The organism is Luteibacter yeojuensis, from assembly GCF_011742875.1.
Taxonomy (GTDB): Bacteria; Pseudomonadota; Gammaproteobacteria; order Xanthomonadales; family Rhodanobacteraceae; genus Luteibacter; species Luteibacter yeojuensis.
In genome coordinates, this window is record NZ_JAAQTL010000001.1 from 900,730 (window position 1) to 919,634 (window position 18,905).

13 protein-coding genes are annotated in these 18,905 nt (G+C 63.9%); 6 read left to right on the forward strand and 7 right to left on the reverse strand.

What is annotated here, in order from left to right:
• Positions 1-261: 261 nt before the first annotated feature.
• The 4 genes from HBF32_RS04020 (at position 262) to HBF32_RS04035 (ending at position 10,639) form a co-directional block, all read left to right on the forward strand.
• The gene (locus tag HBF32_RS04020; RefSeq protein WP_166698334.1) at positions 262-858 is read left to right on the forward strand and encodes an OmpA family protein; all 597 of its coding nucleotides are present in this window, start codon (positions 262-264) and stop codon (positions 856-858) included.
• Positions 859-1,025: 167 nt separating this feature from the next.
• Positions 1,026-1,643: a phosphatase PAP2 family protein gene (locus HBF32_RS04025; protein ID WP_166698335.1), complete on the forward strand. Its 618-nt coding sequence runs from the start codon at positions 1,026-1,028 to the stop codon at positions 1,641-1,643.
• A gap of 116 nt (positions 1,644-1,759) precedes the next feature.
• Positions 1,760-1,972, forward strand: a complete 213-nt coding sequence (locus HBF32_RS04030) for a hypothetical protein (RefSeq protein ID WP_166698336.1) — start codon at positions 1,760-1,762, stop codon at positions 1,970-1,972.
• Positions 1,973-2,083: 111 nt separating this feature from the next.
• Positions 2,084-10,639, forward strand: coding sequence for a glycoside hydrolase family 94 protein (locus HBF32_RS04035; RefSeq protein WP_338039730.1), 8,556 nt, complete (start codon positions 2,084-2,086; stop codon positions 10,637-10,639).
• Between the two features lie 333 nt (positions 10,640-10,972).
• Here the strand turns inward: HBF32_RS04035 and HBF32_RS04040 are convergent, their stop codons facing one another.
• The 3 genes from HBF32_RS04040 to HBF32_RS04050 form a co-directional block, all read right to left on the reverse strand.
• Complete coding sequence (locus HBF32_RS04040; protein ID WP_205287694.1) at positions 10,973-11,923, reverse strand: MBL fold metallo-hydrolase; 951 nt, start codon at positions 11,921-11,923, stop codon at positions 10,973-10,975.
• Entirely contained in the window at positions 11,920-12,177 is a 258-nt protein-coding gene (locus HBF32_RS04045; protein WP_166698338.1) for an AraC family transcriptional regulator, read from the reverse strand. Before HBF32_RS04045 ends, HBF32_RS04040 begins: the two co-directional genes overlap by 4 nt.
• 94 nt (positions 12,178-12,271) lie before the next feature.
• Positions 12,272-13,273, reverse strand: a complete 1,002-nt coding sequence (locus HBF32_RS04050) for a zinc-dependent alcohol dehydrogenase family protein (protein ID WP_166698339.1) — start codon at positions 13,271-13,273, stop codon at positions 12,272-12,274.
• A gap of 143 nt (positions 13,274-13,416) precedes the next feature.
• Between HBF32_RS04050 and HBF32_RS04055 the strand changes: the two genes are divergently transcribed.
• Positions 13,417-14,268, forward strand: coding sequence for a LysR family transcriptional regulator (locus tag HBF32_RS04055; RefSeq protein ID WP_166698340.1), 852 nt, complete (start codon positions 13,417-13,419; stop codon positions 14,266-14,268).
• Between the two features lie 32 nt (positions 14,269-14,300).
• On the opposite strand, the gene HBF32_RS04060 is transcribed toward HBF32_RS04055, so the two are convergent.
• Positions 14,301-15,650: a serine hydrolase domain-containing protein gene (locus tag HBF32_RS04060; RefSeq protein ID WP_166698341.1), complete on the reverse strand. Its 1,350-nt coding sequence runs from the start codon at positions 15,648-15,650 to the stop codon at positions 14,301-14,303.
• A gap of 188 nt (positions 15,651-15,838) precedes the next feature.
• Between HBF32_RS04060 and HBF32_RS04065 the strand changes: the two genes are divergently transcribed.
• Positions 15,839-16,009: a hypothetical protein gene (locus HBF32_RS04065; protein ID WP_166698342.1), complete on the forward strand. Its 171-nt coding sequence runs from the start codon at positions 15,839-15,841 to the stop codon at positions 16,007-16,009.
• 596 nt (positions 16,010-16,605) lie between these two features.
• Here HBF32_RS04065 and HBF32_RS04075 read toward each other — a convergent pair.
• From HBF32_RS04075 to HBF32_RS04085, 3 genes are all read right to left on the reverse strand, one after another.
• Complete coding sequence (locus HBF32_RS04075) at positions 16,606-17,205, reverse strand: NADPH-dependent F420 reductase (protein WP_166698343.1); 600 nt, start codon at positions 17,203-17,205, stop codon at positions 16,606-16,608.
• 94 nt (positions 17,206-17,299) lie between these two features.
• Positions 17,300-18,067, reverse strand: a complete 768-nt coding sequence (locus HBF32_RS04080) for an SDR family NAD(P)-dependent oxidoreductase (RefSeq protein WP_166698344.1) — start codon at positions 18,065-18,067, stop codon at positions 17,300-17,302.
• A gap of 98 nt (positions 18,068-18,165) precedes the next feature.
• Positions 18,166-18,900, reverse strand: coding sequence for an SDR family NAD(P)-dependent oxidoreductase (locus tag HBF32_RS04085; protein ID WP_166698345.1), 735 nt, complete (start codon positions 18,898-18,900; stop codon positions 18,166-18,168).
• Positions 18,901-18,905: the final 5 nt, after the last annotated feature.

The following is an 18,905-nucleotide window of genomic DNA, read 5'->3' on the forward strand; positions in this document are numbered from 1 at the left end:
CGATGCGTCCACCGGATGCAGACACCGACGCCGCGACGCCCCGGCTTGATTCAGATCAAGGCGGCGGGCCACGACCCGACGGATGATCGCCCCCGTCCAGGTCCGGCCGACGCGATCGTGGCGGACGTAGGCAGCCGGCTTCCGTTCGCCGGGTTGCATCCATCAGGCAGGTTGGGAACGCCCCGGTCACGTGGCTCGATGCGCCGAGTTTCACGCATCCGACGAAGCCTCGTTCATCCAACAATCAAAGGAGAACTAGCCATGCGTTGTCATCGCCGTGTTTTCGTGATTTCGTCGTGCCTGCTGATGGGGGCTCTTGCGGGTTGCCACGGATACGTCAAGAAGGCCGATTTCGACTCGACAGTCGCCGAACTGCGTGCCAACGACCAGAAGCAGCAGCAGGAGATCGACGGTCTCACCGAGCAGATGCGCCAGCGCTTCGCCGACTACGACGCGAAGATCGCCGCGATGAAGGGCCGCATCCGCGTGGATGCCGCGGCCCACTTCGCATTCAACGATTCCACCCTCCGCGAGGAAGACAAGCCCTTGCTGGACGATTTCGCGAAGGTGGTATCGGGTAACTTCCCGGAGGCAATCGTCACCGTCGAGGGATTTGCCGATCCGGCAGGCGGCAACGCATTCAATCGTCGCCTGGGCCAGGCACGAGCGGAGGCGGTGCGCGATTACCTCGTGTCCACCGGCGGCCTGACGGCGGACAAGGTGCGCGCCGTGAGTTATGGGGAGGCGCGGAACCGCCAGGTGCTTCCCGACAAATGGGGCGACGGCGCCGAACCGAATCGCCGCGTGACGCTGGTGATCGATTACGCCGGATCGATGGCAGAAGCGGCTGGCGGGTGAGCCGCCTGGAATCGACGCCGCCATGGCGAGGGCCGTGTGGGAGACATCGCCTCGCCGTGGTGGCGGCATCTTTGCTCATCGAGACAGGCGCGTCGACGTAGCTTCGGAAAGGAAGCCGGGAACGGAGTCTTGCGTTCTGGTGCACCTTAGCCCGGAGGTATACGGCGATGCGCATCTTCCTTCTGATCTTGCTGGTCGCTCTCGCGCCCGTGGGTAACTCGATCGCGAGCGGAGGCCCCCTCGGCATCGATCATCGGCTGCACTACGACAACAGCGGCATCTGGAAACGCAGCAACCAGAAGACGCTCATCTACGGCAGCATCGTCGTGGTAGGGGCGGGCGCGATCGCGCTGGGCGACGGCGACGAACTGGGCGATACGTTCTGGCGTTCGGTCGATGCCATGGTGGTCAGTGGCGTCGGGGCGCAGGGACTCAAGTACGCCTTCGGCCGCGAGCGGCCGTCGCAGACGAACGATCCCAACCGGTTCTTCAAGCACGGGCAGAGCTTTCCCAGCGGCGAGGTCGCGGCAATCTCCGCGGCGGTCACGCCTTTCATCGTCAGGTATGGAAGCGAGCACCCCACCGTTTACGCGCTGGCATTGTTGCCGGCCTACGACGCGGTGGCACGGGTGAAGGTCCGGGGTCACTGGCAGAGCGACGTCCTTGCCGGCGCCGTCATCGGCACCGGTATCGGGATATGGGCGTCGCAGCGCGACTCGCCCTTGATCGTGGGCTGGCTGCCGGGGGGCTTCAGTGTGGGCTATGTGCATCGCTTCGAGCCTTGAGTCGCCTCGCGGGTGGTTTCCATGCAGGGTAACTCTCAGCTAACAACGAAAGGAGGAATATGCACGGACGGGCCCAGCGATGCGAGCGAGTTACCCATATGAACGGGAGTAGCGTAATGCGCCCTGGAAGAACCGCAAGGGTTCGGCCCGCCACGAACTATGCCGCGGCCTGCACCGAGGACGGCTACGAGATCTGCCGGGACGGCGTTCTCGTGAAGTGCTACCGACTGGCAGCCATTTGTTACCTGCTCACTGGCGTTCAGCGCCATGCCATTGCCGTTGAGTTTGCTGAGTACGACATTCGCAACGAGGCCTTCATGCTGGCCTGAACCGAGACCGTTGCTGCAAACGCTCCCGGCCGAAACCCTCGCGCTCGCGTAACGCTTCCGGTGCAAGAATTGCGCACCGGGCGTTCGCAACCCCACGCAGGACCCATGCATGTGTACCGTCACACTCCGTTCGTCGAGAACGTGATCCTGCTCGGCAAACGTCGCTGCCGGGCTCCGGCACGCATCGAGCGTGAGCCTGTGATTCGAGCGGAACTGTTCAACGCGGATCAGCTGGAAGCGCATGGCCCGGTTCTTGCGAGCCGCCACCGGATCGCGTCGATGCGAATGCCGGAGTGGCTTCTCCCCAGGCTCGCGGATAACGAACAGACCATCCTGGATGCCTGTCGTGGACTGATGGCCACGAGTAACCGAGGCGAAGCGACCACGCCTGCGGGCGTGTGGTTGCTGGACAACCTTTACCTCGTCGAAGAGCAGATCCGTACGGCGAAAAGGGATTTCCCCAAGGGATACAGTCGAGAACTGGTGCAGCTCGACGACGGCGCGTCGAAAGGCCTGCCGCGCGTGTACGACATCGCACTGGAGGTCATAGCCCATGGTGATGGCCGTATCGACGAGGCCGGGCTTGCGCGGTTTCTCACCTCCTACCAGTCGGTCGCGTCGCTGAGCCTCGGTGAGCTATGGGCTGTGCCCATCATGCTGCGCCTCGCCCTGATCGAAAACCTGCGCCGTATCGCCGTACGCGTCACCGTGGACCGTGCGGGCCGGAGACGTGCCACCCGATGGGCGAATGCGATGGCCCGGATGGCGGCCGAAGATGCGAAGAACGTGGTTCTCGTCGTCGCCGACATGGCGCGGTCGTCGCCGGCCATGAGTGCCCCGTTCGTCGCGGAGCTCGCCCGCCGCCTGCAGGGACAAGGGCCCGCACTCGCCATGCCGCTGAGCTGGGTCGAGCAGCGGCTCGCGGAATCGGGCCAGAGCATCGAGTATCTGGTCCAGATGGAGTCCCAGCAGCAGGCCGCGCAGCAGGTGTCGGTGAGCAACAGCATTGGCAGCCTGCGCGCGCTCGCGACGATCAACTGGCAGACGCTCGTCGAGCGCACGAGCCTCGTCGAGGCGACCTTGCGCGAGGATCCGGCTTCTATCTACGGGCGGATGGATTTTGCCAGCCGGGACGACTATCGCCATCGGGTCGAGCGTCTTGCGCGAAAGGCGAGCCTCGACGAACTGCATGTGGCCCGTGCCGTGCTCGAGGCGAGCCTGGCCGGGCAGGGGCTGTCCCGGCATGTCGGCTATCACCTTTATGGCGAAGGCCTGCCCGCACTGGAGCAACGGGTGGGGATCGCCACCCGCAGGAAGGGTCGCGGCGGAGCCTCCGTGGCCAGGTTCGCGTTCCGCTTGTCGATGACGCTCCTCGCCACCCTGACGCTTGCCTTGACGGTGGCCCTCCTGGATATCGGCTCGGTGAGCATGGGACCGGTGATGGTCGTCGTGCTGGCCCTTGCCGCGGCGGCACTGTCGAGTCAATTCGCGCTCGGGCTGCTGAACCTCGCCGCGACCTTGCTGACGCGTCCCGATCAGCTTCCGCGGATGGACTACAGCGACGGTATCCCGATCGAGGCGAGCACACTGGTCGTCGTACCGACGCTTCTTGGCGAACCGGGCGATGTCGACGAACTGGTAGATGCGCTGGAGATCAAGTTTCTGGCGAACCGCGACGCCTCCCTACGCTTCGCACTCCTTACCGATTTCACCGACGCCGCGTCCCCAACACTACCAGGCGACACGGCGATCCTCCAGCATGCGCGCGTGCGTGTGGACGCCCTCAACGCGAGCTATGCCGCCGGCGGGCCGGACTTCTTCTTTCTGTTCCACAGGCCGCGGGCGTGGAGTGAAACCGAGCAATGCTGGATCGGTGCCGATCGCAAGCGGGGCAAGCTGGCGGCCTTGAACGCCTTGTTGCGGGGAAAGGGACCGGAAAGGTTCCAGCTGATCGTGGGACGCCTCGACCACCTGCCGCGTATCCGTTACGTGATCACGCTCGACACCGATACCCACCTGCCACGCGACACGGCGCATCAGCTCGTCGGCGCCATGGATCATCCGCTGAATCGGCCCGTGTTCGATGCCACGCATACCGTCGTCATGTCGGGATACGGGATCATGCAGCCGCGCATCGGCATTGCGTTGCCACCTCACGCGCGCTCGCTCCATGCGCGGCTCTACGGCACGGATGCCGGTGTCGACCCATATACGCGAGCCACGTCGGATGTGTATCAGGATCTCTTCCATGAGGGCTCCTTCATTGGCAAGGGTATTTACGACGTCGATGCCTTCGAGCACGCGATGGCCGGTCGCTTCCGGCCCGAGCGCGTGCTCAGCCACGACCTCATCGAAGGCTGCACCGCCCGTTCCGCACTGCTCAGCGACGTGCTGGTCTTTGAATCCATACCCGACCGCTACATCGACGAAAGCCAACGCCGCTACCGCTGGATGCGCGGCGACTGGCAGCTCGTCCCGTGGCTGTTGCCGATGGTGCCGACCGCCGGAAGCTGGCGGCGCAATGATCTCAGCGGTCTGTCGCGATGGAAGCTATTCGACAACCTGCGCCGCAGTATCGTTCCCGCGGCGACGCTGCTCCTGCTGATCGTGGGATGGCTCGCGATCGCGCCGATCATGACCTGGACGCTCGCGGTACTCTCCATGGCGCTGCTGCCTGTCCTTTTACAGGCAGCCATGGACGTCTTCCGCAAACCGCGCGATGTCGGCTGGCACCAGCAGGCGCATGCCGCCCTTTCCGCACTGAGTGCCCATGCGGCGCGCTTCGCGCTTGCGATCGCATCGTTGCCGCACGATGCACAGTCGGGCCTGGATGCGATGATTCGCTCGGTCTGGCGTGTCGCCATCAGCCGTCGCCATCTGCTCGAGTGGCGCTCGTCGGGTGCCGTGGCAAAGCTGGGACGTCATCGACGGAACGTGCCATGGGCCGCCCTGTGGGCGGGTCCTGCGGCGGCCCTGGTCCTGGCCGCGCTCCTTGCTTTCGCGCGCCCACTCGCCCTGGCCGTGGCGTTGCCCTGGTTAGTGCTGTGGGCCGCCTCGCCGGTGATCGCGTGGTGGGTCAGCCGCGCTCCGGCGAGTCGGAGCTATGTACCCGCAGACGCCGATCTTGCCTTCCTGCGTCAGTTGGCGCGGCGGACCTGGGCGTTCTTCGAGGTCCACGGTGGCCCCGACGACCACGGGTTACCTCCCGATAACCTGCAGATGCTGCCCAGGCCACATGTGGCACGCCGGACATCACCCACCAATATCGGTCTGGGACTGCTGGCCGGCTTGGCCGCCTACGACTTCGGCTACCTGGGCACCGGTCGTCTCGTCGAGCGCATCGCCGCGACGCTTGCGACCCTTGGCCAGCTCGAACGGTACCGAGGCCATTTCCTCAACTGGTACGACATCGAAACGCTCCAGCCCCTTCGCCCTCGCTACGTCTCCAGCGTCGACAGCGGCAACCTCGCGGGACACCTGATCACCTTGCAGCGAGGGTTGTCGGCGCTTGCGGACGATCCTGTATTCCGTCGCGAATCGATCATCGGCCTCCGCGATACGCTCGACGTGCTGGCGGCATCGCTGGCAGCCCCGGTGCCGGCCGAACTGCGCGCCTGGGCCATGGCGTTGGGCAAGGCCATGGATGCACCGCCAGCTTCCTTGAGCGAGGTACTGGAGTTCGCACAGGACCAGCGTGCCCGCGCGAAAGAGCTGCACGCCAGCCTGACGCACGAACCATCCGGCGACACCACCTTCTGGCTGCGACGCCTGGCAACGCAGTGTGATGATCTGGTGGCGGAAGCGACCCGCTGGAACGGCAACGCGAGGGGCACGACGACGGTCCCCTCACTGATCGAGCTCGCCGCCGAAACTGGCACAGCGCGCGGAGAAAATGCCCGGTCGCGGATCGGCGTACTGCAGAACGCCGCGGCGATGGCCGGAAACTTCGCGGTGATGGATCAGGCATTCATGTACGACGAGCACAGGCGCCTTTTTTCGATCGGGTACGATGTCGAGCGGCACGCACTCGACGTGTCCTTCTACGATCTGCTTGCCTCCGAAGCGCGCCTGACCACGTTCGTGGCGATCGCGCAGGGACAGGTCTCCCAGGAAAGCTGGTTCTCGCTCGGCCGTCTGCTGACGAGAGTGAATGGTCTGCCCGTGCTGCTCTCGTGGACGGGTTCCATGTTCGAATACCTGATGCCGATGCTGGTGATGCCGAGCTACGAGGGGAGCCTCCTCGACGAAACGATGCGCAACGTGGTCGCGAGGCAGATCGACTACGGCAGGCAACGTGGCGTTCCCTGGGGCATCTCCGAATCCGGATACAACGCCGTTGATGCAAGCATGACCTACCAGTACCGGGCGTTCGGCGTGCCCGGCCTGGGCCTGAAGCGCGGCTTGGGGGACGACCTGGTCGTCGCGCCGTATGCGAGTGCGCTGGCGTTGACGGTCTCGCCGGCCGCAGCCACCTCGAACCTCAGGCGCCTCGGCGAGGCGGGGATGGCCGGCCGTTACGGCTTGTATGAAGCGCTCGATTACACGCCGTCGCGCCTTCGGCACGGCCAGGACGCGGCGATCGTGCAGTCGTACATGTCGCATCACCAGGGCATGTCCCTGTTGGCGATCGGGCACGCCTTGCTTGACCAGCCCATGCGACGCCGGTTCGAGTCGGACCCGAGCGTGAAGGCCACGAGTCTCCTGTTGCAGGAGCGGCTCCCTTCTTCGTCCGGCGAATACTTCAGGAACACGGGTGTCGGCGACAGCATGCAGCAGGCGACGGCACCCGAATCGCGGCTCCGTCTCTTCACCGACCCGAACCGTGCGCGACCGGCCGTGCAGTTGCTTTCCAATGGCCGGTACCACGTCATGGTGAGCAGTGCCGGCAGTGGTTACAGCCGCCGCGACGCCATGGCGGTGACGCGCTGGCGTGAGGACGTCACGCGCGACCACCACGGCATGTTCTGCTACCTGCGCGACCCGTCGAACGACGAGGTCTGGAGCACGGCCTACCAGCCCACGACGCGGGACACGGAGCGCTTCGAGGCCATCTTTGCCGAGTCGCGCGCCGAATTCCGCGTGCGCCAGCGTGGTTTCGAAACCCATACGGAAATCGTCGTGTCGCCGGAGGACGACATCGAGCTTCGCCGTACGCGTGTCACGAACCGCCACAAGACACGTCGCACCGTCGAATTGACCAGCTACGCCGAACTGGTGCTCGCCGACGCCGCTAGCGATATGGCGCATCCAGCCTTCAACAAGCTCTTCGTCACCACCGAGATCGTCGCTTCGATGCAGGCGTTGCTGTGCACGCGTCGCGCCCGCTCGGCCGAGGAAACGCCGCCGTGGGTGTGTCATCTCGTCGCTGTGCACGATGCCGATATCGACGAGATCTCTTACGAGACCGATCGCGCGCGCTTCATAGGCCGTGGCCGCAGCGCGGCCAACCCGATCGCACTCGCGCCCGGGACCCGCAGGCTTTCCGGCACCGCGGGTCCGGTACTCGATCCTGTGGCCGCCATTCGCGTGCGTATCATGCTCGAGCCCGAACAGACGGCGACACTCGATTTCGTCACCGGTATAGGTGACGAACGTAGCCATTGCATGCGATTGATCGAGAAATACCGCGACCGCCACCTCTGCGATCGTGTGTTCGATCTCGCGTGGACGCACAGCCAGGTGACGCTGCGCCAGGCCAACGCCACGCTCGTCGATGCCCAGTTGTTCGAGCACATGGCCACGTCCATCATCTACGCGAACGGGACGATGCGCTCGGCGCCATCATTGATCGCCGCGAACACGCGCGGGCAATCGGGACTCTGGGGACAGGCCGTCTCGGGTGACCTGCCGATCGTTCTGCTCCGCATCGGCGACATCGCGCGCCTCGATATCGCCCGCGACCTCATCCGCGCTGCCGCGTACTGGCGATTGCGCGGGCTGGCCGTGGATCTGGTGATCTGGAACGAGGACAGCACAGGCTACCGGCAGGCACTCCACGACGCGCTGGTCGGGCTGCTTGCATCGGGTACCGAAGCGAGCCTTCTGGACCGCCCGGGCGGCGTGTACATCCGGGCGGCTCAGCCATTGTCGTACGAAGACCGCCTGGTCATGGAGGCAAGCGCACGCATCGTTGTCGTGGATACCCTGGGTTCCCTGCAGGACCAGGTGGAGCGTCATCGCATGGCGCCGAGGCCGGCGATCGCCGAGCCTGCGGGGTGGGTGCCCCGCGTCCCCGACGCAGACATCTCCGCCGGGCAGGCCGTCGGTGCGTTCTCGGCCGATGGCACCGAGTACGTCATCACGCTGGGGCAGGGTGCCGCGACCCCGGTCCCCTGGTGTAACGTGCTGGCCAATCCCGGTTTCGGCAGCGTCGTCTCGGAAAGCGGCAGCGCGTATACATGGTCCGGCAATGCCCATGGTTGCCGCCTCACGCCTTGGCAAAACGATCCGGTGGAGGATGCCTGCGGTGAGGCTATCTACCTGCGAAACGAAGCGACGGGCCACGCGTGGTCGCCCTCGCCATGGCCCATGCGCGGGGAGGGCGCATACATCACGCGCCACGGATTCGGCTATACGGTGTTCGAACATGCCGAACGCAACGTGGAGACCCGACTGGAAGTCTTCGTCGCGCGCGACGCTCCCATCAAGTTTCAGGTGCTTGGCATCACCAATCTCGGTATGGACGACATCCTGCTCACCGCGACGGCGTACGTCGAGTGGGTGTTGGGCGACATTCGCGAGAAGAATGCCATGCACGTCGTGACCGACATCGATCCGATGACAGGTGCCTTGTTCGCGCGCAATGCATACAACGGCGATTTTCCCGGTCATATCGCTTTCTTCGACGTCAACGTCGACATCGGCGACGGCGATCGCGAGATCGGTGGCGATCGCAGCGAGTTCCTCGGCCGGAATGGGCGCGCGTCCTCCCCGCTTGCCGTGCGACGGCAGGGATGGAGCAACCGGGTCGGGGCGGGACTGGATCCGTGTGGCGCCTTGCGCGTAAACATTCACCTCGCGCCTGGGGAGTCGCGCGAAATCGTGTTCCAGCTTGGCATGGGGGCCAGCGAGTCCGAGGCGCGCGACCTGGTGCAACGTTATCGCCAGGACGGCGCCGCGGCGCGCGAGCTCGCCGAGGTGCGCACGCAATGGCGCAAACTCCTCGGCGCGGTGCAGGTGCGCAGCCCGGAGCCGGTCGTCGACACCTTCGCGAACGGCTGGCTCCTCTACCAGACCATCGCGAGCAGGATCTGGGCTCGAAGCGGTTATTACCAATCCGGTGGAGCGATCGGCTTTCGCGACCAGTTGCAGGATTCGATGGCTGCCCTGCATGCTGCTCCCGCCATCGCCAGGGCGCAGCTTCTGACCTGTGCGGCGCGCCAGTTCATCGAAGGCGATGTCCAGCATTGGTGGCATCCTCCATCCGGGAGGGGAGTGCGCACCACCTGTTCGGACGACTTGCTCTGGCTTCCGCTCGCTACCAGCCGTTACGTGCGGGCAAGCGGAGACACCGCCGTGCTCGAGGAGGCCGTCGAATACATCGAATCGCGCGCGCTGCGGTCCGGCGAAGAATCCTTCTACGATCTTCCGCGCCTTTCCGGCACCCGCGAGACCCTGTATGAGCACTGCGTCCGCGCCCTCATGCACTCGATGCCGCGTGGAGCGCATGGGCTACCGCTGATCGGTGGCGGCGATTGGAACGATGGCATGAACCGTGTCGGTGAGGGCGGAAAGGGGGAAAGCGTATGGCTGGCATTCTTCCTCATGCACGTCCTTCGGGAATTCGCGCCCGTGGCGGCAGAGCACGGTGACGGGGCATTCGCCGCGCGCTGCGACGAGGAGGCTAACCGCCTCGCCGAAAACGTCGACGCACATGCATGGGACGGCGACTGGTACCTGCGCGCGTGGTTCGACGACGGCACGCCGCTCGGAGCGGCCGGTAACGACGAGTGCCGCATCGATTCGGTGGCACAGAGCTGGGCGGTTCTTTCGGGCGGAGCAGACGCCAGTCGCGCGCGCCACGCCATGCGTTCGGTCGACGCCCATCTCGTCCGGCGTGATGCAGGCCTGATCCAGCTGCTCGACCCACCCTTCGACCGCACGGCAATGGACCCAGGCTACATCAAGGGCTACCTACCCGGTGTGCGCGAGAACGGCGGGCAATACACGCACGCCGCTGTGTGGGTGACCATGGCGTTTGCCCGCCTGGGCCTGACGGAACACGCGTGGGACCTGGCAAGGATGATCCTCCCGTCAGCCCACACGACGGACTCGGCGTCGGTGGCCACGTATAAGGTCGAACCCTATGTGCTGGCTGCCGATGTCTATGCGGTGTATCCGCACGTCGGGCGCGGAGGATGGACGTGGTACACCGGATCGGCGGGCTGGATGTATCGCTTGTTGCTTGAATCGCTGTTCGGTATCTCCCTCGTCGCGGGCAGGCTACGGATTGTTCCTTGCGTGCCGAAGGCATGGGCGGGCTACTCGGTCAGGTATCGATATCGAACATCCATATACGCGATCGAACTGCGGCGCGCCGATCCCGGCGAACCCGCGTCGTTGACGTTGGATGGCGAGCCGGTCGAAGGGAACAGCATCCCGTTGAGCGACGACGATCTCGATCATCGCGTGGCATGTGTCTACGGCGTGGTAACGGCCCATGAGTGACGATCCGTCCAACGATCGGCAGACTCCGACCCCTCATGAGATTCGCGAAGCCATGCTCCGCGACTACGACAGGGCCGCGGCGACGAATGCAAAAGCCTGTGTAACACGAGTGTGCGACGCGTCTGGCAGAGTCCATGCACTGACCGAAAGGCAGTGGCGGCACCGCAAGGCGGCGGAATGGGCACCAGGTGTGCTTGCGCCTCCGCTGTGAGGCCGTCATGTCGGTACTTACAGGGATATAAGCGGCTGCCGGGCGGCATTCTACAAATGTGAGTTTGCCCAAAAGAAAGGCGCCTTGTGCCCAAGGCGCCGGGAAAGACGCCGCTCCTGCGGTTACTTCAGTCCTTCGTATACGATGCGCGTGAAGAAGTCGGGCGTGATGACGAACTGGCCATAGACAGCGTCGTACTTCGCCGTCGGTTTTGCGGCAATGACCTCGTCGAGGGTCTTACCTTGTTTCTTCAGGGCAGCGACGTTATCGCGAATGGCGGCAAGCATGTTGCGGAAATCCTGGAATTGCTTCTTTGTCCCGACCGGACCATGGCCGGGCACGAGCACGACGTCGTCATCGAGTTTGGCGAGGATCGCGTCGTCCGCACTGATCATGCCGTCGATGCCGCCGCCGTGTTCATTGTCGATAAACGGATATACGCCGTTCCAGAACAGATCGCCCAGGGCGGCGACATTGGCCTCCTTGAAGACGACATAGAGGTCGGTATCGGTGTGGGATGGGGTAAGGAGGCGAACCTCTACCGTTTGGCCGCCGAAACGAAAGGTCTTGTCGGTCTTGACGATTTCCGTCGGCATCCCGTCCTTGGCCATCTTCGGAAAGGTGTAATCCCACATCGTCACATGAGTGGCGACCGAGAGGCGCTTCGCGGTACCGGCTGTAGCAATGATCTTCGCACCCTCTTCCTTGACCCACGGATTCCCGTCCGTGTGATCCCAGTGGTAGTGGGTGTTGATCAGGTATTTGGGTGGAGCACTGCTGATTTCCGACAGGGCGACGTCGATGCGCGGACGCGATACTGCAATACCGGCGTCGACCAACAACTTTCCTTCATGGCTATCGAGGACGGTGATGTTGCCGCCCGAGCCCGAGAGCATGGTCAGCTGGCCTTTGAGCGGCATAGCTGTCATGGGGGTCGTCTTGGCGGCCTCGTTAATCGTAATGACCGGGCTGACTTGTTTGACCGCCTGGGCATGACCTTCCGTTCCGGCCATTATGGCGGCGACAGTTATAACGAAGGCAGGAACTAGGGCATGACGTGTTCTCTTCTTCATGGAGGGTCCTCCGAACAGGACGACGATACGTCGGAGCCATTAAGCGCTCCAGAACCCGCGAAATCTTGATTAAACTGCTGCGCAGCGTCCGGCGGAATTTTCGGCGAGTCGTAGCGCAACGTGTTCGCGCCGACCGTCATCGACTTCCACCCCCGCAGGGTCAGGTTGATCGTGGGCTCGTCGACTCCCGAGAGAGCATGTTCGGGGATGCGCCCCCGGGCCATCGACACCCGCGGAATGCCGGTTTCGGCCACGAAATCGGGCTACTCGATCTCACGATGAATGCTGGCGGGCAGATCGCGCGCATCGATGCGGAGCTGGTTTAAGAGAGGCGACCCCGATGGCCGGTTAGTCGCCGATGCTGACCACGAGCTTGCCCAGTGCCTGTCCTTGCTCGATAAGTGCATGAGCATGGCCAACCGTTTCCAGTGTGAAAGAACGAGGGTCAAGCAATGGCTTCAGCTTGCCCGTTTCAGCCAACCGGGTGGCCTCACGCAGGATTTCGCCATGATGGGCCCGGCCTTCGCCCGTCAGCAGCGGCAACAGCGTGAAAATGCCGGAATAGCTGGCTGCGCGAAACGACAATGGCGCCAGCGCGTGCGTCCCCCAACCCAACGAACTGACCACGTGCCCGAAGCGCGCCACGGCCTTGAACGAGGCATCCAGGCTCGCCCCACCGACGGAGTCGAAAACCACGTCGAAACCACGGCCAGCTGCATGAGTGGCAACGTAATCCTCGACCTGCATCTGTGTATAGTCGATCGGTGTCGCGCCGAGTTGCTGGACGATATCGGCACGTGCCGGTGCTTCGGTGGCATAGACCTTCGCATCGAAAGCACGCGCAATCTGGATCGCCATGCTGCCAACCCCGCCGGCGCCTCCCTGTACCAGCATGTTCTGACCCGCACGGATGTGGGCGCGATCGATCAGCCCCTCCCATGCGGTGATGAACACCAGTGGCAGCGAAGCAGCCTCGCGCATGGTGAAATGCGCCGGCTTATGTGCCAGTAGATCGGCGTCCACGGCCGCGTATTCGGCCAGCGAACCCTGCACGCCACCGACGCCACCGGTCATACCATAGACCTCGTCGCCGACCCGGAATGTGTCGACGCCGGGGCCCACGGCGGCAACGGTACCGGCAAGGTCGATGCCGAGAATGGCCGGCAGGGGATGACGCGCATGCTCGGCGGCACCGGCGCGGATCTTTACATCCAGCGGATTGACGCCGCTGGCCATGATGCGTACCAGCACCTGCCCGGCCTGCGGTACGGGCCGGGCGATCGAAGCCAGGCGGAATGGTGCGCCGTAGTTTTCCAGGACGGCGGCTTGCATGGACGGGGAAGTGATCATGGCGGTCTCGACTGGGCTGAGGGCGTGGACCAAGGTTATGCCCATCAATTTTGTTTGAACATTCATATTTATGCATTTACGCCATGCATAATTGCATGATAAAGACCAGGCATGGATCAGTGCCCCGACGAGAGGACCCAGCGATGGAATGGAGCGACCTGCGTGTGTTCCTGGCGATCGCGCGCGAAGGCACGCTGGGCGCAGCCGCCCGTAAACTCGGACAGACCCAGCCGACGATGGGGCGACGACTGCAGGCGCTGGAACAAGCCGTGGGGCACACCTTGTTCCAGCGGACGAAAGCCGGTTTCGTGCTCAACGAAGAAGGCATCGTCGTGCTCGGCCACGCCGAACGCATGGAGGAGGAGGTACTTGCCTTCCAGCGGCAACTCACGGGCCAGGAACAGCAGCTCGACGGTCTGCTGCGCCTCACCGCATCCGACTGGTTCGCCGAATGCGTGCTGACGCCGGTGCTGGCCGATTTCGCGAAACAGTACCCGCGCGTGGTAATCGAACTGCTGACCGATTCGCGCTTCTACAGTCTTTCGCGCCGCGAAGCCGACCTGGCGTTCCGGATCACGGCCTTCGACGAACCGGACGTCGTTTCGCGCAAGCTGTTGCGCATGCCATACGGCGTCTACGCGGCGAAGGATCATCCGGTGCCGCAGGCGGGCGACGGCGCGGGCAGGGGGCTTATCACGATGGACACGGCCTTCGGCGGCATGCCCGACGTCGCCTGGCTGCAGCGGATGCTACCGAACGCGCATGTGGCGTTTCGCACCAATGCCCGCGCCATCCAGGCGCAGATGTGTGCTCGCGGCATCGGTATCGCGGTGCTGCCAAGGCCGCTGGGCGATGCCACCGACGGTTTGCAGATCATCGACTTGGGCGAAACCCCGCCGGCAAGGGAAACCTGGGTCGGTTACCACCGGGACATGCGCAGGCTGACCCGGCTGCGGGCGCTGCTGGATCTGGTCGTTGGGCGACTGGCGGATTGAGTCCATCAGTGACGCGGGGGTGGCCTGCGCAACTATGGCACCCTTGTCTCGAGCCGCGACGACGCCTGGCCGTCAGCATGGAACTTCAATGCGGTGACCGCGCCCCGTTCGTTTAGCACCGGCTCGATGAAGTCCGTCCCGTCGTTGATATAGATCAGCACGTGACCTGCAGATGGGACTAGCCGCTTTTCCGGGCCACCATCGCGGCGTATCCATGGGACACCGTTACGGACGGCGATCAAGTGGCGGCTGTCGCCGTCGATGACGTAGGCGCCTTCAAGAGCGTTAATGGTCTCCCGGCTCCAGGTAGCCGGCTCGAACGTTCGGTAGGGGACGTCGAGTGCCAGCGCAGCGATACGACGCGCAAGCGACCTGGCGCTGACCTTCGGCGCATCCGAATTTTCAAGCACGGCGACGGCGACATCTTGGCCTGGTGCATAGACGTAGTAGGCCGAGTAGCCATCTATGCCTCCGGAATGCTCCACGATGGCGACACCGTGGAGATCACCTGGGGCGGTTCCCAGGCCGTAAGGCAGTTGCTGCGAGCCCAAACGAGCACTGGTCGCCATCGACCGGAAGATGGCCGGCCATGGTTCGGGGCCGCTTGCGAGCCGGTGGAGCAGCATGGCGACACTTCCTGCATCGCCATCCAGTGCGCCGGCGGCCCCCGGGCCGGTAATACTGTACAGCTGAGGCTTGACCGCGACGTCAGCGGCGGTCGTTGAATACCCGGATGCCATGCCGGGCACGATGGTCGCATCGTCGTGATAGCCGATCGCGTCGATACCGAGCGGATCGAGTACAAGTTCTCGCTCCGCGTCCGACCAGCCGAGGCCGGTGATCTTTTCGAGGATTGCGCCCAGCACCATGTAGCCGGAATTGCTGTAGCGCCAATCCGTGCCAGGTGGAAAATCGGATCCTGCCTTGCCGATCAAGGCGAGCCGATGGGTGGTATCCAGGGGTTCGGCGAGTGGGGCCTCCCACGCATCGCTGATGCCGGAGGTATGGTTCAGAAGTTCGCGTACGGTGATACCGGCGGCGCTCGGAAACCCAGGGAGCCATTTGGCCACAGGATCGTCAAGCTTCAGGCGGCCTTCCGCCTGGAGCTTCATGATGGCCGCCGCAGTCACCGTCTTGGTCAGCGAGCCGACACGAAACCGGCTCGCGGCGGAAAGCGCCACGTTGAGCTCGATGCTCGAGAGGCCGCGCGAGGTAGAGTAGATGAGCTGGCCACCCTTCACTACGGCCACGCAGGCACCCGGGCCATCCGCCGGTACCGACTCGACGATGACATCGGCCTTTGGTTTCCAATCAGGCACGCCCGACGCGGATACGACCGCAGTCCATGCCGTTGCTATGGTCAGCAAGAATCCCTTTTTCATGATCGCTCCCCTGGATGCCAGGAGAAGATACACAAGGAAGAGCTTTCCCGTCGAACCGCCCGAGGCGCGCCCGCCGGCACTGTCGACCCCCGTCAGTCTGGCACAAGCACCCAGAACCTCGGCGTCGCGGATGAGCGGGAGAGGGCATATGCAGCAAGGAAAACGAGCACAACAAGCAGCGCATATGGGTGGGACGCGACGATGATGGGACCGCCACTTTGTCCATGATGGACGCGGCCGGAAAAGAACGCATCCAAGTGAAAGTGCCTGCGGATGGCACGCCTGTGATCAATTTTCTCGACAAGAACGGCAAGGTGCAGAAGACCATTGCGGGTGCGGGTGCGGGTGCGCACATGTGATCCGTGGGTCAGTGCGCGGCGCCAAGAAGAAGTTCGTCGCGTAACCCAACGGTCTGAGGCCCGACCAGGACAGGAGAAACGGATGGTCTGTCGGGAGTCGTCTTCCTCGTACACGTACGTGTACGTACGCATAATGTATATTATGTAAAATAACGTGCGTGCCCATATCGCATGTTCGCTGTCGTCACCCAGCTAACCGTGACACCTACCCACTTAACCCCCTTCGACGTTCTCCCGGCCCGGCTCCTTCTCCAGCCTACATATGCTGCCGAGCGGATCGTTTTTGAAATGGGCGACTCCAGCCGGCACGAAGCTGTAGACCCGCCCCTCGGGACCGACGATGTCAGAGAAGCTTCGGGTCTAGTCACCATCACACGGGTAAACGTCGATGACGATGGCGCCTGCATCGACGCATGCGAAACGGATCAGCTCGGAAAGTGTGGATCGGTCGTACATGAAAATCTCCTTTGCGATCGTTTCGGATTGCGTCTTCGGCAAGTCCGTTAGCCCCGCGTCGCCGTGGTGCGTTCCGGCCACGTCGCGCGGGCCAGATCGCACTCGATCCGGTTGCGTGCTTCGCGTCGATGCCGGTGTGATCATCCGTCGAAATTGACGAGATCCTTGAAGATCAGTCGACCCCAGCGATTTCCACGCGCCTGGACCAGAAGCCCACCTTCGGAAAGCTCGCCAAGCTGGATCGGAGAGAAGCCGAGCTTTTCCGCAAGCGTAGCAACCTCAGTCGCGGCGTCGTCATCGTCGCTCGCCAGAAACACGACTCGCCTTCCGCCATGGACGGCCGGATCCTTGGCGAGGACGCCAGCCCCCAGATGGTTGAAGCCCTTCACCAGCCGTGCACCCGTGAACGCCTGCGCCACAACCGTGGAGGAGGGTTTTCCTCCCAGTTCCTCGGGCGGCACGCGGGTGTTGGTGACATCGATGATGGTCTTTCCCTGCCAGGTCGACAGCGCCTTTGCGACATCCTGGTGCGACTTGAAACGTACGGCCAAAAAGATGATGTCCGCCTCGACCGCTTCCGCCAGTGTCATTGGAAAGATAGTGGGCCCGATTGCGGCCGCGACGGAGGCAAAGCTTTCCGGGTCGCGCGTGGTGGCCACGGATATGTCGATGTGCTTGCGGGCAAACGCCCTGGCCAGAGCCTGACCGATAGGGCCGAAACCGATAATGGAATAGTTCATGCGTGTGCTTCTCTGAGCTTGGGTGATATCCAGGTCTGGCAGCATGGTCCGAGGCTGGTCGCTCTGGAGGGGCAGCCTCGGGACCGCGTCGGGATCAGGCCTGCGCCATGCCCCCGTCGACGGCGAGATCGATACCTGTGATGTAAGAACTTTCATCGGAAGCGAGGAACACAACGGCTGCGGCGGTTTCCTGGGGTAGGCCCCTGCGCCCCATGGGAATCTGCGCGGCGAACTGGGCGGCGGCTTCCTTGGCCTGTTCAGCGGTAAGACCCGTCGTCGTCGCCAGGGCCGGGGTATCGATCGGCCCGGGGCTCATCGAATTCACGCGGATCCCTCGGTCTTTCAACTCCATGGTCCAGGCGCGCGCGAAGTTGCGCACAGCCGCCTTGCTTGCGGCGTAGGCGCTGAACCCTGGCAGTCCCAACACGTTCGAGACCGAAGAGGTCAGGATGATCGAACCGCCGTCCTTGAAGAGCGGGAGGGCCTTCTGCACCGTAAAGAACACGCCCTTCACGTTCACATCGAAGGTCTGGTCGAAGTGGGCCTCAGTGGCTACCTCGAGCGGTGCGATGGTCCCCGCGCCCGCGTTCGCAAAGAGAATGTCGATGTGGCCATGTTTCTCTTTCACGACGGCATAGAGCCGGTCCAGGTCGTCCAGGCGCGACACGTCGCCGACGACCGTCGTCACATTGCTCTCGATGACGGCCGCAGCCTCCTTCAGCTCTTTCTCTCGCCGCCCCGTGATCACGACGTGCGCACCTTCTTCCACGAGGCGCTTGGCTGTGGCCAGGCCGATCCCGCTGCTCCCGCCGGTAACGACCGCAATTTTTCCCGCCAGTTTTTGTTCACGATGGTTGTTCATGTGTTTTTCCTCTTTGCTTTTCATGGTTCACCACGCCCTGCGGGCTCCGCATTGCGGGCTCCGCATATCGAAGGGAGTAACCCGCCGGGCGTAGCACGTCAGAGTTGTGCCAGGCCGCCGTCGACGGCGAGCTCGCTGGCGGTCATGAAGCTGCTGTCCGGCGAGGCAAGAAAGGCCGCTGCCGCCGCGATCTCCCACGGATCGGCCATGCGCTGGAGCGGCGTCATCGCGCCATAGGCCTTCTGGCCTTCCTCACCCAGCGCCTGCTTGGCGAGCTCGGTCGCCGTCGCCCCCGGCGACAGCACGTTGACCCGGATACCGGTGCCCTTCAGGTCTTCCGCCCAGGTCTTCGCGAGGTTGCGCACCGCCGCTTTGCTCGCGCTGTAGGCAGTGAATGCCGGGGCGCCGGTGGTGCCCGCACTTGATCCCGTCAGGATGATCGAACCGCCCTCGCCCATCAGCGGCAGCGCTTTCTGCACCGTGAAGATCGTGCCCTTCACGTTGGTGTCGAAGGTTTCGTCGATGTGCCCGGCGGTGATCTTGCCGAGCGCAAGCGGGCTGCCCGCCCCGGCATTGGCGAAGACGATGTCGAGGGTGCCGCGCTCGGCCTTCACCGCCGCGTAGAGTCGGTCGAGGTCGGCTTCGTTCGAGACCGAACCCTTCACCGCGCGGGCATGTGGCCCGAGGTCGGCAACGGCGGCGTCGAGCACGTCCTGCCGCCGGCCAAAAATGAAGACAAAAGCGCCCTCTTCGATGAAGCGCTTTGCTGCGGCGCGGCCGATACCCGTGGCGCCGCCGGTGATCACGGCGGTCTTTCCACTCAGTCTGTTCATGTCAT

Excerpts from the sequence above, each read along its gene's own strand:
- HBF32_RS04055 (WP_166698340.1), top strand. The coding sequence starts at position 13,417 with ATGGAATGGAGCGACCTGCGTGTGTTCCTGGCGATCGCGCGCGAAGGC.
- HBF32_RS04080 (WP_166698344.1), bottom strand. The coding sequence starts at position 18,067 with ATGAACAACCATCGTGAACAAAAACTGGCGGGAAAAATTGCGGTCGTT.
- HBF32_RS04025 (WP_166698335.1), top strand. The coding sequence starts at position 1,026 with ATGCGCATCTTCCTTCTGATCTTGCTGGTCGCTCTCGCGCCCGTGGGT.
- HBF32_RS04050 (WP_166698339.1), bottom strand. The coding sequence starts at position 13,273 with ATGATCACTTCCCCGTCCATGCAAGCCGCCGTCCTGGAAAACTACGGC.
- HBF32_RS04085 (WP_166698345.1), bottom strand. The coding sequence starts at position 18,900 with ATGAACAGACTGAGTGGAAAGACCGCCGTGATCACCGGCGGCGCCACG.
- HBF32_RS04060 (WP_166698341.1), bottom strand. The coding sequence starts at position 15,650 with ATGAAAAAGGGATTCTTGCTGACCATAGCAACGGCATGGACTGCGGTC.
- HBF32_RS04020 (WP_166698334.1), top strand. The coding sequence starts at position 262 with ATGCGTTGTCATCGCCGTGTTTTCGTGATTTCGTCGTGCCTGCTGATG.
- HBF32_RS04075 (WP_166698343.1), bottom strand. The coding sequence starts at position 17,205 with ATGAACTATTCCATTATCGGTTTCGGCCCTATCGGTCAGGCTCTGGCC.
- HBF32_RS04030 (WP_166698336.1), top strand. The coding sequence starts at position 1,760 with ATGCGCCCTGGAAGAACCGCAAGGGTTCGGCCCGCCACGAACTATGCC.
- HBF32_RS04040 (WP_205287694.1), bottom strand. The coding sequence starts at position 11,923 with ATGAAGAAGAGAACACGTCATGCCCTAGTTCCTGCCTTCGTTATAACT.